The following is a 13,923-nucleotide window of genomic DNA, read 5'->3' on the forward strand; positions in this document are numbered from 1 at the left end:
GCCTGAATAAATCCTTCCTGAGATGGGGAACGAGATGAGATTTCCAGCCGGGGCTTGCGTCCTCGGGTGATCTTGGCCTCGGGACCCGTGTTTTGGACCCGAACGCCGACCCTTCGGGAGCGGCAAAAACTGAGCCGGGGGGAGACCCCCAAATTTGGAGTGAAACTGTGGATAGAGCCCAGAAAGAGAAAGTGGTCGAGGAACTCGGCCAGATCTTTGAAAGCTCTGGCGTTGTAGTGGTCGCCCACTACGCGGGTCTTACAGTTGCCGAAATGCAGGATCTGCGTGCCCGCGCCCGTGCGGCAGAGGCATCAGTTCGTGTAGCCAAGAACAAGCTCGCCAAGATCGCCCTTGAGGGCAAGCCGTGCGCAAGCATTGCGAACTACCTCACGGGCATGACCGTGCTTACCTTCTCCGAGGACCCCGTGGCAGCCGCCAAGGTGTGCGAGGACTTTGCCAAGGCGAACAAAAAGTTCGAAATCCTTGGTGGGGCCATGGGTGGCACGGCTCTGAACCGGGCCGGCGTCGAAGCCGTGTCGAAAATGCCCTCGCGTGAAGAGCTTATTGCTTCGATCGTGGGCTGTATCGGCGCACCTGCTTCGAACATCGCCGGTGCGATTGGCGCGCCTGCTTCGAATATCGCGGGCATCCTTTCGACGATCATCGAAAAGGCTGAGGCCGCGTAAGGCAAACTGTAATCACCGCGTAGGGGTTGTCTTCCCGACGTTGGAACACATCTAGAAAACGGAAAGAGTCAAAAATGGCTGATCTGAAGAAACTGGCAGAAGAGATCGTTGGTCTGACGCTTCTCGAAGCACAAGAACTGAAAACCATCCTCAAGGATGAATATGGTATCGAGCCCGCTGCTGGCGGCGCGATCATGATGGCTGGCCCGGCGGGCGATGCTGGCGGGTCGGATGCTGAAGAGCAGACCGAGTTCGACGTCATCCTGAAGTCGGCTGGTGCCTCCAAGATCAACGTGATCAAGGAAGTGCGCGCAATCACCGGTCTGGGCCTGAAAGAAGCCAAAGACCTGGTCGACGCAGGCGGCAAAGCTGTCAAAGAGCAAGTCTCGAAAGACGAGGCCGACGATATCAAAGCCAAGCTGGAAGCAGCTGGCGCAGAGGTCGAAATCAAGTAATCCGTGTCGGGGCAACCCGCACAGGATTTTAAGGCTGGAACCGGGGTTTCCCGGTTCCGGCCAAACCTGTCTCAGAGAGGCCCTGCACAAGACGGGGCTTTTCTAAGGCGAGGTTTATATGATCGGGAGGCTGTCATTGGGACGATGGCCATGAATGGATCAAACCCAGCCGTCTCGGATGGACGCGGTGCTGAGCCCCAACAGCACGCGCGACCGGTGAGAAATGAAAGGTGACATCGACCATGGCTCAAAGCTTCCTTGGCCAGAAACGCTTGCGCAGATATTACGGCAAAATCCGCGAAGTGCTGGAGATGCCGAATCTGATCGAGGTTCAGAAATCCTCGTATGACCTGTTCCTGAAATCCGGCGACCAGCCCCAGCCGCAGGACGGCGAGGGCATCAAGGGCGTCTTCCAGTCGGTCTTTCCGATCAAGGATTTCAACGAAACCAGCGTGCTGGAATTCGTCAGCTATGAGCTGGAAAAGCCCAAGTATGACGTCGATGAGTGCATGCAGCGCGACATGACCTATGCGGCGCCCCTCAAGGTCAAGCTGCGTCTCATCGTGTTCGATATCGACGAAGATACCGGCGCCAAATCGGTCAAAGATATCAAGGAACAAGACGTGTTCATGGGCGATATGCCCCTGATGACGCCCAATGGCACCTTTGTGGTCAACGGCACCGAGCGCGTGATCGTATCCCAGATGCACCGCAGCCCCGGCGTGTTCTTTGACCATGACAAGGGCAAGACCCATTCTTCGGGCAAGCTGCTGTTTACCTGCCGGATCATTCCCTATCGCGGGTCGTGGTTGGACTTTGAGTTTGACGCCAAGGACATCGTGTTCGCCCGTATCGACCGTCGCCGCAAATTGCCGGTGACAACGCTGCTGTATTCGCTTGGTCTCGATCAAGAAGGCATCATGAATGCCTATTACGACACCGTTGATTACAAGCTGAAAAAGAAAAAGGGCTGGGTCACCAAGTTCTTCCCCGAGCGCGTGCGCGGCACCCGCCCGACCTATGACCTGATTGATGCCAATACCGGCGAAGTGATCTTTGAAGCGAGCAAAAAGATCACGCCGCGCGCGGTCAAGCAGCTGATCGACGAGGGCAATGTCACCGAGCTTTTGGTGCCGTTCGAGCATATCGTTGGCAAGTTCGTGGCGCGCGACATCATCGACGAAGAGACCGGCGCAATCTATGTCGAAGCGGGCGATGAGCTGACGCTTGAGTATGGCAAGGATGGCGAGATTTCGGGTGGCACGTTGCAAGACCTGCTTGACGCCGGGATCACGGACATTCCGGTTCTCGATATCGACGGCATCAACGTCGGCGCTTACATCCGCAACACCATGGCAGCGGACAAGAACATGAACCGCGAGAGCGCGCTCATGGACATCTACCGCGTCATGCGCCCCGGCGAGCCGCCCACCGAAGAGGCCTCGGCGGCGCTCTTTGATACGTTGTTCTTTGATGCGGAACGCTATGACCTGTCCGCCGTTGGCCGGGTCAAGATGAACATGCGTCTGAATCTCGATAAGCCGGATACTCAGCGCACATTGGATCGCGATGATATCGTCGCCTGCGTCAAGGCGTTGGTGGAACTGCGTGACGGCAAGGGCGATATTGACGATATCGACCACCTCGGCAACCGCCGGGTCCGGTCGGTCGGCGAATTGATGGAGAACCAGTATCGCGTTGGCCTTCTGCGGATGGAACGTGCGATCAAAGAGCGTATGTCATCGGTCGAGATTGACACGGTGATGCCTCAGGATCTGATCAACGCCAAGCCGGCAGCGGCGGCGGTACGTGAATTCTTCGGCTCTTCGCAGCTGTCGCAGTTCATGGACCAGACCAACCCGCTGTCGGAAGTCACCCACAAGCGCCGTCTTTCGGCGCTCGGGCCGGGCGGTTTGACACGCGAACGCGCGGGCTTTGAGGTGCGCGACGTGCACCCGACCCACTATGGCCGGATGTGCCCGATTGAGACGCCGGAAGGGCCGAACATCGGTCTGATCAACAGCCTCGCCACCTTTGCGCGGGTCAATAAATATGGCTTTATCGAAACGCCGTATCGCAAGGTGATCGACGGTCAGGTGACGGACGAAGTGCAGTACATGTCCGCCACAGAAGAGATGCGCCACACTGTGGCGCAGGCCAACGCCAATCTCGACGAGGGCGGGCGGTTCGTTAACGATCTGGTCTCGACCCGTCAGTCGGGCGAATACATGCTCGCCCCGCGCGAGAGTGTGGACCTGATCGACGTGAGCCCCAAGCAGCTTGTCTCGGTCGCGGCTTCGCTCATTCCCTTCCTTGAGAATGACGACGCCAACCGCGCATTGATGGGCTCTAACATGCAGCGTCAGGCGGTTCCGACACTGCGCGCCGAGGCGCCGCTGGTCGGCACCGGTATCGAGGGCGTCGTTGCCCGCGATTCCGGCGCTGCCATCATGGCGAAACGGGCCGGGGTAATCGACCAGGTCGATGCACAGCGGATCGTGATCCGTGCCACCGCTGATCTTGAAATCGGCGATCCGGGCGTGGACATCTACCGCATGCGCAAGTTCCAGCGCTCGAACCAGAACAGCTGCATCAACCAGCAGCCGCTGGTCAAGGTGGGCGATACTGTCCAGAAGGGCGAGGTCATCGCTGATGGTCCTTGCACCGATATGGGCGAACTGGCGCTTGGCAAGAACGTGATCACGGCCTTCATGCCGTGGAACGGCTATAACTACGAAGACTCGATCCTGATTTCGGAGCGGATCGTGCGCGACGACGTCTTTACCTCGATCCATATCGAGGAATTCGAGGTCGCCGCCCGCGATACCAAACTCGGGCCGGAAGAGATCACGCGCGATATCCCGAACGTCGGCGAGGAAGCTCTGCGCAACCTCGACGAAGCGGGCATCGTCTATATCGGTGCTGACGTTGAGCCGGGCGATATCCTTGTGGGCAAGATCACCCCCAAGGGCGAAAGCCCGATGACGCCGGAGGAAAAACTCCTCCGCGCCATCTTTGGCGAAAAGGCCAGCGACGTGCGCGACACGTCCTTGCGCGTCAAGCCGGGTGATTACGGCACAGTCGTCGAAGTGCGGGTGTTCAACCGCCACGGTGTGGAAAAGGACGAGCGCGCGCTTCAGATCGAGCGCGAAGAGGTCGAGCGTCTGGCGCGCGACCGCGACGACGAGCTGGCGATCCTGGATCGCAACATCTATGCCCGTCTGCGCACTCTGATCATGGGCAAGGTTGCCGTGAAAGGCCCCAAGGGCGTCAAGGCGAATTCGGACATCACCGAAGAGTTGCTCTCGACGCTGACCAAGGGCCAGTGGTGGCAGCTTGCCCTGAAGGACGAGGCCGACGCCAAAATCGTCGAGGCGCTGCATGATCAGTATGAGGCGCAAAAGCGCACGCTGGATGCACGGTTCGAAGACAAGGTCGAAAAAGTCCGTCGCGGCGATGATCTGCCGCCGGGTGTCATGAAGATGGTCAAAGTCTTTATCGCGGTGAAGCGCAAGCTGCAGCCGGGTGACAAGATGGCCGGTCGTCACGGCAACAAGGGTGTGGTCTCCAAGGTGATCCCGATCGAGGACATGCCGTTCCTTGCGGATGGGACACCGGTTGATATCTGTCTCAATCCGCTCGGCGTGCCGAGCCGGATGAACGTGGGTCAGATTCTGGAAACCCACATGGGCTGGGCCGCGCGCTCGCTCGGTCTCAAGATCGACGAGGCGTTGCAGGACTATCGCCGCTCCGGCGATCTGACCCCTGTGCGCGAGGCGATGCGTATTGCTTATGGCGATGATGTCTATGCCGAAGGGATCGAGAGCATGGATGAGACCACGCTGATCGAGTCTGCAGGCACTGTGACCAGTGGTGTGCCGATTGCCACCCCGGTCTTTGACGGGGCGAAAGAGGCGGATGTCAACGACGCCCTGCGGCGTGCAGGCTTTGACACAAGCGGTCAGTCGGTGCTGTTCGACGGGCGCACGGGCGAGCAGTTTTCGCGCCCTGTGACCGTGGGCATCAAGTATCTGCTCAAGCTGCATCACCTTGTCGATGACAAGATCCACGCACGCTCGACCGGGCCCTACAGCCTTGTCACGCAGCAGCCTCTGGGCGGTAAAGCCCAGTTCGGCGGCCAGCGGTTCGGGGAAATGGAGGTCTGGGCACTTGAGGCCTATGGCGCCGCCTATACCCTGCAAGAGATGCTGACGGTCAAGTCGGATGACGTGGCAGGCCGGACCAAGGTCTATGAGAGCATCGTCAAAGGCGAGGACAATTTCGAGGCCGGTATCCCGGAATCGTTCAACGTTCTCGTCAAAGAGGTCCGGGGCCTTGGCCTCAACATGGAACTCCTGGATGCGGAGGAGGATGAGTAAGCGGATCGCATGGTGCGTTGTCACCCATCCTACGGCACGACGTAGGGTGGGTAAAACGCACCGTTTGCTGCGCCACACATCCTCCTCTCGCCCGAATTCAAGGATTTGAAAATGAACCAGGAACTGACAAACAACCCGTTCAACCCGGTGGCCCCTGCCAAGGTGTTCGACGAAATCAAGGTCAGCCTTGCCAGCCCGGAGCGTATCCTGAGCTGGTCTTACGGCGAGATCAAAAAGCCCGAGACCATCAACTACCGCACGTTCAAGCCCGAGCGTGACGGTCTTTTCTGCGCGCGGATCTTTGGCCCGATCAAGGATTACGAATGCCTTTGCGGCAAATACAAGCGCATGAAATATCGCGGCGTTGTCTGCGAGAAATGCGGCGTTGAAGTCACGCTGCAAAAGGTCCGTCGCGAGCGTATGGGCCATATCGAGCTGGCCGCCCCCTGCGCCCATATCTGGTTCCTGAAATCGCTGCCGTCGCGCATCGGTCTTATGCTGGATATGACGCTGCGTGATCTGGAGCGGGTGCTTTATTTCGAAAACTACGTGGTGATCGAGCCCGGTCTGACCGATCTGACCTATGGCCAGATGCTGACCGAAGAAGAGTTCATGGATGCGCAAGACGCATATGGCATGGACGCCTTTACCGCCAATATCGGCGCCGAGGCGATCCGCGAGATGCTCCAGAATATCGACCTCGAGGCCGAGGCCGAGCAACTGCGCGCCGACCTCAAGGAAGCCACAGGCGAATTGAAGCCCAAGAAAATCATCAAGCGCCTCAAGGTGGTTGAGTCCTTCATCGAATCCGGCAACCGTCCGGAATGGATGGTGATGACGGTGATCCCGGTCATTCCGCCAGAACTGCGCCCGCTGGTGCCGCTGGACGGGGGCCGTTTTGCCACGTCGGACCTCAACGATCTTTATCGCCGGGTGATCAACCGGAACAACCGCCTCAAGCGGCTGATCGAGCTGCGCGCGCCCGATATCATCGTGCGCAACGAAAAGCGGATGCTTCAGGAATCGGTCGATGCGCTGTTTGACAACGGCCGTCGCGGCCGCGTCATCACCGGGGCCAACAAGCGCCCGCTGAAATCGCTCTCGGACATGCTCAAGGGCAAGCAGGGCCGCTTCCGTCAGAACCTTCTGGGTAAGCGGGTCGACTTCTCGGGTCGTTCGGTGATCGTGACTGGTCCGGAACTGAAACTGCATCAGTGCGGCCTGCCCAAGAAGATGGCACTCGAGCTTTTCAAGCCGTTCATCTACTCGCGGCTTGAGGCAAAGGGCCTGTCCAGCACTGTCAAGCAGGCCAAGAAACTGGTCGAAAAAGAGCGTCCCGAGGTTTGGGACATTCTGGATGAGGTCATTCGCGAGCATCCTGTCATGCTCAACCGCGCACCGACCCTGCACCGTTTGGGCATTCAGGCGTTTGAGCCGGTGCTCATCGAAGGCAAGGCAATCCAGCTTCACCCGCTGGTCTGTTCGGCCTTCAACGCCGACTTTGACGGCGACCAGATGGCCGTGCACGTGCCGCTGAGCCTTGAGGCGCAGCTTGAGGCGCGGGTGCTCATGATGTCCACGAACAACGTGCTCTCGCCCGCCAACGGCGCGCCGATCATCGTTCCGTCGCAGGATATGATCCTTGGCCTTTATTACGTCACGCTGCAGCGCGACGGGATGAAAGGTGAAGGCATGGTCTTCTCGTCCTTGGGTGAGGTGCAGCATGCGCTTGACGCAGGCGAGGTGCATCTGCATTCCAAGGTAACGGTGCGCGTGCCGCAGATCGACGAGCACGGCAACGAGGTCATGGTTCGGGTTGTCACCACGCCGGGCCGGGCCCGTCTTGGGGCACTTCTGCCGCAGAATGCCAAGGCCCCCTTTAGCCTTGTCAACCGTCTGTTGCGCAAGAAAGAAGTGCAGCAGGTCATCGACACCGTCTATCGCTATTGCGGCCAAAAAGAGAGCGTCATTTTCTGCGATCAGATCATGACTCTCGGCTTCCGCGAGGCGTTCAAGGCGGGGATTTCCTTTGGCAAGGATGACATGGTCGTTCCTGACAACAAGTGGAGCATCGTCGAAGAGACCCGCAGTCAGGTCAAAGGCTTTGAACAGCAGTATATGGACGGCCTGATCACCCAAGGTGAGAAGTACAACAAGGTCGTCGATGCCTGGTCGAAGTGTAACGATCAGGTCACCGAGGCCATGATGTCCACCATTTCGGCGGAACTGCGGGACGAGAACGGTGCTGTCCGCGAACCCAACAGCGTCTACATGATGGCGCACTCGGGCGCGCGGGGCTCGGTCACTCAGATGAAGCAGTTGGGCGGTATGCGCGGTCTGATGGCCAAGCCGAACGGGGACATCATCGAGACGCCGATCATCTCGAACTTCAAGGAAGGTCTGACCGTTCTTGAATACTTCAACTCAACCCACGGTGCCCGTAAGGGTCTGTCGGATACGGCTCTGAAAACCGCAAACTCGGGCTATCTGACCCGGCGTCTGGTGGACGTCGCGCAGGACTGTATCGTGCGCGAGCATGATTGCGGCACCGAGCGCGCGGTTACGGTTGAAGCGGCGGTAAACGACGGCGAAGTCGTGGCCTCCTTGGCAGAGCGTTGCCTTGGCCGGGTTGCGGCTGAGGATATCTTTGATCCGATCAGCGATGCGGTCTTGATCGCGCGTGGCCAGTTGATTGACGAGCGTATGGCGGATTCGCTGGAAGAAGCGGCTGTCCAGACTGTGCGCCTGCGTTCGCCGCTGACCTGTGAGGCCGAGGATGGCGTCTGTGCCATGTGCTATGGTCGTGACCTTGCGCGCGGCACCATGGTCAACATCGGCGAGGCTGTTGGCATCATCGCCGCGCAGTCGATTGGCGAGCCTGGCACACAGCTCACGATGCGGACCTTCCACATCGGCGGCGTGGCGCAGGGGGGGCAACAGTCCTTCCTTGAGGCAAGCCAAGAGGGCACGATCACCTATGATCAACCCCAGACGCTGGAAAACGCCAATGGCGAGACCCTCGTTATGGGCCGGAACATGAAACTCCGGATCATTGGCGATAAGGGCGTCGAACTGGCCAGCCACAAGGTCGGCTACGGCACCAAGCTCTTTGTCAAGGAAGGGGCCAAGGTTACGCGCGGTCAGAAACTGTTCGAATGGGATCCCTACACCCTGCCGATCCTCGCCGAGAAATCGGGCACCGCGAAATTCGTGGACCTGACCTCGGGTGTTTCTGTGCGGGACGTGACCGACGAAGCCACCGGCATGACCCAAAAGATCGTGACCGATTGGCGGGCAGCACCACGCGGCAACGAGCTGAAACCCGAAGTGTTCATCGTGGGTGAAGATGGTGAGCCCATGCGCAATGACGCAGGCAACCCTGTGACCTATCCGATGTCCGTGGATGCCATTCTGTCGGTTGAAGAAGGCCAGCAGGTGCAAGCGGGTGATGTGATTGCGCGTATTCCGCGTGAAGGTGGCAAGACCAAGGACATCACCGGTGGTCTGCCGCGTGTGGCTGAACTCTTTGAGGCACGTCGCCCAAAGGATCACGCCATCATCGCGGAAATCGACGGGTATGTTCGCTATGGCCGCGACTACAAGAACAAGCGTCGCGTTACGATCGAACCCACCGACGAAAGCCTTGAGCCCGTGGAATACATGGTGCCCAAGGGCAAGCACATCCCGGTGCAGGAAGGTGACTATGTCCAGAAGGGCGATTACATCATGGACGGCAATCCCGCGCCGCATGATATTCTTGCCATCATGGGCGTCGAAGCGCTTGCCAATTACATGATCGACGAGGTGCAGGAGGTTTACCGTCTGCAGGGCGTGAAGATCAACGACAAGCACATCGAGGTCATCGTGCGTCAGATGCTCCAGAAATGGGAGATCCAGGACTCGGGCGACACGACGCTGCTCAAGGGCGAGCATGTGGACAAGGTCGAGTTTGACGAGGCCAATGCCAAGGCTGAGGCCAAGGGCGGACGTCCGGCTATGGGTGAACCGATCCTTCTCGGTATCACCAAGGCATCGCTGCAAACCCGGTCGTTCATCTCGGCGGCATCCTTCCAGGAAACCACCCGCGTTCTCACCGAAGCCTCTGTTCAGGGCAAACGTGACAAGCTGGTCGGTCTCAAGGAAAACGTCATCGTGGGCCGCCTGATCCCGGCGGGCACGGGTGGTGCGACCCAAGAGATGCGCCGCATTGCGACAGCGCGCGACAGCATCGTGATCGAGGCGCGTCAGGAAGAGGCGGCTGCGGCTGCGGCTCTGGCCGCACCTGTGATCGACAATGATGTGGTCGGTGGCGACGAGTTTGATAATTTCGTCGAAACCCCGGAGAGCCGCGATCAGTAAGATTTGCGGATGAAATTTGGAAAAGCCCGGTCCTTTGACCGGGCTTTTTCGTTGGGGAGAGCCGTGCTTTGAAAAAGAAAACCTGTCGAAATCCGTTCAAGATTTCGGGGTCAGGGATTGAAAATCACGTAATTCGGCAACCGGAATATGGCAGTGGATGAGATGCTCATTGCCAGCGTCGCGCGCGGGCGGCGTTTCGGTTTCGCAAATCTCACCGCGCTTGACCGGGCAGCGGCGTTGGAACGGACACCCGCGCGCGGGGGGCGACAGTTCCACCGTATCCTGTGCCAGAAGCCGGGGTGCAAGATCCGGGTCCGGTTCCAGCACTGCACCCAGCAACGCCTCGGTATAGGGGTGTGAAGGCGCGGTATAGACCGCTGCAACCGGACCGATTTCACATAACCGCCCCTGATAGAGCACTGCAACCCGGTCAGACAGGGCCCGTACCACGGTCAGGTCATGGCTGACAAAGACAAAAGCCGTGCCATGCAGGCCTTTGAGATCGTTCAGCAATTCCAGAACCGCCGCCTGCACCGAGACATCGAGCGCCGAGGTGATCTCGTCGCAGAGCACGACGTCTGGTTCGGCGGCAAAGGCGCGTGCTACGGCCACGCGCTGTTTTTCGCCCCCCGACAGCTGCCCCGGTCGGCGGTCAAGGTAATGTGCCCCAAGCCGTACCGTTTCGAGCAATTCGGCGGCGCGGTCGCGCAGGGCGCGATCCTTGAGCCCGAAATAAAGCCTGAGGGGCTGTGCCAGAATGTCCTGCACCGTCTGGCGCGGATTGAGGCTGTCGTCGGGGTTCTGGAAAATCATCTGAAGGCGCCGCAAGTGATCGGGGCGGCGGTGTTCGACCATCGAGGGCAGTGCCGTGCCATCCCCAAGACTGATCTGACCCTTGGCAGGCGGCAAGAGACCGGCGATGGATTTGAGGATGGTGGATTTGCCGCTGCCGGATTCACCCACCAATCCCAAAGTCTCGCCGCGCCGAAGGTTCAGCGTGATCCCATCCACGGTCGCGGGCGGTAATGGCTGCCCTGTGAGCCGCGCGAAAACACCGGGACGGCCATAGCGGATTGCGACGCTGTCGAGCGATAGGGCAAGGGGACTGTCCCCCGTGCAACATGTCAGTGCCTGCCCTGCCTGCGCCGGGGGCATCGCCGCAACCTGATCGGGGTAATGGCACCGGGTCATTTGCCCCGCTTCACCCTCTACCAAGGGGGGGCGCACTGTCTGACAGGTTTCGGTTGCCAAGGCACAGCGCGGGGCAAAAGCACAGCCCACGCGGGCGGTTGCAGGCCCCGGCGGCCGTCCCTCCAATGCGCGTGGCAGGGTGCGGTCTCCGAGGCGGGGGATAGAGGCCAGAAGGCTGCGTGCATAGGGATGTGCGGGACGGCGCAGCAGGTCTCGGGTTGGTCCTGTCAGCACGGCTTCACCGGCATAGAGCACTTGCACCCGGTCGCAGACCCGCGCGATGACGCCTAGATCATGGCTGACATAGACCATTGCCATGTTGCGCGTGCGCGCCAGATCGCGCAACAGGTCAAGGATATGCGCCTGTGTGGTGACATCAAGGCCGGTGGTCGGCTCGTCCAGCAAAAGCGCGTCTGGCTCGCCAGCGAGGGCCATGGCGATCGCTACACGCTGTTGTTGCCCGCCAGAAAGCTCATGCGGATAGCGCCGCAGGATGGCGTCAGGATCGGGCAGGCGTACTTGGGCCAAAAGATCGCGGGCCCGTTTGGGATGTTCTGCCCTAGGCAGGTTGCAATGCAGGCGCAGAGCCTCGAAAATTTGCCGACCGATGCGCAATGTCGGGGTCAGCGATTGCCCCGAGTTTTGTGGAATGAGGCCCAATTGCCCCCCCCGGATTTTCGCGAGCTCCCGATCCGAACGCGCGAACATGTCCGCCCCGTCATAGATCACCTCGCCCGAGAGCTTTTGCAGACCGTGCTTGAGATAGCCCATCGCGGCCAGTGCCAGCGTACTCTTGCCAGAGCCGCTTTCGCCAACGATCCCAAGGGTTTCTCCGCGACACACGGTCAGGTCGACCTCGTGGAGCACAGGCAAGACCTGACCTGAACGCCCACGAAAGCCAATGCAAAGCCGCCGGATATCGAGGAGGGGGGGCTGGCTCATGTCACACCACTGCTGCCCGGCTTTGATCAAGGCCAAGCGTCTTGGCAAGCGCGTCCGCCGTAAGATTGATCCCGATGATCAGGCTGGACAGGGCCACAACCGGGGCGATCACCCCCCATGGTGCCAATGACATATAAACACGCGCATCCGAGACCATCAGCCCCCAATCGGGACGGGGCGGGGCCACGCCAAAGCCCAGAAACGACAGTGCTGAAAAGCCCAAGAGCATCCAAGACCAGCGCATTGCGCCTTCAACCAACAGGACATCGGTCACATTGGGCAAGAGTTCGCGGCGCACGATGTCAATCGGGCGATGTCCGCGTGCGCGCGCGGCGGCGATGAAATCGCGGGCGACCACCTCATGGGCTGCGGCGCGGGCGACGCGGATCACTGGAATCCCAAAGAAAAATGCCAATGTCGGCAACAAGACCTCGCCGCCGCTGCCAAAGACGGTGATGAGCACCAAGAGAGGCAGGATGCCGGGTAGGGCGAGAAAGGCATCGACGAGGCGCAGGGTGATTTCGTCCTCCCATCCACCGCGCAGGCCGAGGTAGACGCCCAAGAGACCGCCCCAGAGAAGGGCGATGGGGGTGGCGATGCCGGTGATCAGCAGTGCTTCGCGCCCGCCCAAGAGCACTCGGCTGAATACGTCGCGGCCCAGATGATCGGTGCCGAACCAATGTTCAGATGAGGGACCGGCGAGCGTTTGGAGTGCGTTCATCTCTTTGTAATCAAAGGGAACAATCCAAGGGCTGATGATTGCCAGACAGAGATGAAAGACAACAATGCCAAGCCCGATGGCGCCGGATGGGCGGTGCGTCATGGCGCGCAGGATTTCCAAAAGCCGGATCACCCTTGCCTCATATGGTGGCTGCGCAGGCGCGGGTTGAGCGCGAGGCTGAGGATGTCGGCGATAAGGTTGATCGCCACATAGGTCGCGGCGACAATAAGGGTGATGGCCTGCACCACGGGCAGGTCACGACCCGAAATCGCATCAATCAGCAATCGACCAAGCCCCGGATAATTAAAGACAACTTCGACCACAACCACCCCGCCCAAAAGCCATGCCACAGTGAGCGCGATGATGTTGATCGCGGGCAAGAGGGCGTTGGGTAGCGCATGGCGAAAAACGATTTGCCAGTAGGGAACGCCCTTGAGTGTGGCCATTTGCACATAGTCGCTGGCCATCACGTCGATTACCGAAGAGCGCACCATGCGCATGATATGGGCCACCATAAGCATGGTCAAAACCACCGCTGCCAGGATGAATTCCGGAAAGAATTCAAGAGGTTGGGCATCGGCCGGCGTGAGGACGATAGCCGGAACCCAGCCAAGCCAGATCGCGAAGACAAGGATCAAAATCGTGGCGGCGACGAATTCAGGGATCGTCATCGCGAGGATCGCACCAGTTGAAAAGAGGATGTCGAGCCATGTGTCGCGCCGCAGTCCAGCCACAGCACCAAGAAAAATTGACAAGGGAATTCCAACACTTAGCGCTCCAGCGGCGAGCATCAGGGAATTGCGAAGGCGGTAGCCTACCAGGTCGCTAATGCGTTCTTGTCCATTGGCGGAAACCCCAAATTCGCCCTGTACCGCAGAGGCCGCCCACGAGAGATAACGGCTGAGCGCAGGCGCGTTTAAGCCCATGACTTCACGACATTTTTCCAAGGCCTCGCCATGGGCATCGCGTTCGAGAACGGCGGTGCAGGCATCCCCGGGCAGGGCCTCGACCCCAAGGAAAATGAGGACAGAGACCAGCCAAATGGTAACCAGCCCAAGCGCCAACCGCTTAAAAATCAGAGAAAACATCTATTCTGTCCCCAATGCGGCAAAGGTCCCCAACCCCCGCCTGCTGGCAGACTAGACCAGTCGTGACGCAGCCGTCGAGAAATTCTTGAGGGGAAACCTTAC

At 59.6% G+C, this 13,923-nt stretch carries 7 protein-coding genes; 4 read left to right on the top strand and 3 right to left on the bottom strand.

The genetic code is table 11. The features are described 5' to 3' along the window. Nucleotides 1–167: 167 nt before the first annotated feature. The 4 genes from rplJ to rpoC all read left to right on the top strand — a co-directional run bounded on the left by rplJ (nt 168) and on the right by rpoC (nt 9,879). Entirely contained in the window at nt 168–686 is a 519-nt protein-coding gene (rplJ, locus tag RAK1035_RS12940) for a 50S ribosomal protein L10 (RefSeq protein ID WP_037298274.1), read from the top strand. 74 nt (nt 687–760) lie between these two features. Continuing rightward, nucleotides 761–1,141: a 50S ribosomal protein L7/L12 gene (gene rplL, locus RAK1035_RS12945; RefSeq protein WP_008282024.1), complete on the top strand. Its 381-nt coding sequence runs from the start codon at nt 761–763 to the stop codon at nt 1,139–1,141. 242 nt (nt 1,142–1,383) lie between these two features. Then, nucleotides 1,384–5,520 carry a DNA-directed RNA polymerase subunit beta gene (gene rpoB, locus RAK1035_RS12950; protein WP_008282025.1) on the top strand — a complete coding sequence of 1,379 codons (4,137 nt, stop codon included), beginning with the start codon at nt 1,384–1,386 and terminating at the stop codon, nt 5,518–5,520. Nucleotides 5,521–5,631: 111 nt separating this feature from the next. Then, nucleotides 5,632–9,879 (top strand): DNA-directed RNA polymerase subunit beta', encoded by a 4,248-nt coding sequence (gene rpoC, locus RAK1035_RS12955; protein ID WP_008282026.1) that lies wholly within the window; start codon nt 5,632–5,634, stop codon nt 9,877–9,879. 96 nt (nt 9,880–9,975) lie between these two features. Here the strand turns inward: rpoC and RAK1035_RS12960 are convergent, their stop codons facing one another. From RAK1035_RS12960 to RAK1035_RS12970, 3 genes are read right to left on the bottom strand one after another with little or no spacing between them, the layout of a single operon-like run. Continuing rightward, on the bottom strand, nt 9,976–12,012 hold the full coding sequence (locus tag RAK1035_RS12960) for a dipeptide ABC transporter ATP-binding protein (RefSeq protein ID WP_008282027.1): 2,037 nt from the start codon (nt 12,010–12,012) through the stop codon (nt 9,976–9,978). 1 nt (nt 12,013) lies between these two features. Next, a complete protein-coding gene (locus RAK1035_RS12965) occupies nt 12,014–12,865 on the bottom strand; it encodes an ABC transporter permease (protein ID WP_008282028.1) in 852 nt (283 codons plus the stop codon). Continuing rightward, the gene (locus tag RAK1035_RS12970) at nt 12,862–13,821 is read right to left on the bottom strand and encodes an ABC transporter permease (protein WP_008282029.1); all 960 of its coding nucleotides are present in this window, start codon (nt 13,819–13,821) and stop codon (nt 12,862–12,864) included. The genes RAK1035_RS12965 and RAK1035_RS12970 overlap by 4 nt, the downstream gene beginning before the upstream one ends. Nucleotides 13,822–13,923: the final 102 nt, after the last annotated feature.

Source organism: Roseovarius sp. AK1035 (assembly GCF_003288315.1).
Lineage (GTDB): Bacteria > Pseudomonadota > Alphaproteobacteria > Rhodobacterales > Rhodobacteraceae > Roseovarius > Roseovarius mucosus_A.

Excerpts from the sequence above, each read along its gene's own strand:
- rplL (WP_008282024.1), top strand. The coding sequence starts at position 761 with ATGGCTGATCTGAAGAAACTGGCAGAAGAGATCGTTGGTCTGACGCTT.
- rpoB (WP_008282025.1), top strand. The coding sequence starts at position 1,384 with ATGGCTCAAAGCTTCCTTGGCCAGAAACGCTTGCGCAGATATTACGGC.
- rpoC (WP_008282026.1), top strand. The coding sequence starts at position 5,632 with ATGAACCAGGAACTGACAAACAACCCGTTCAACCCGGTGGCCCCTGCC.
- RAK1035_RS12960 (WP_008282027.1), bottom strand. The coding sequence starts at position 12,012 with ATGAGCCAGCCCCCCCTCCTCGATATCCGGCGGCTTTGCATTGGCTTT.
- RAK1035_RS12970 (WP_008282029.1), bottom strand. The coding sequence starts at position 13,821 with ATGTTTTCTCTGATTTTTAAGCGGTTGGCGCTTGGGCTGGTTACCATT.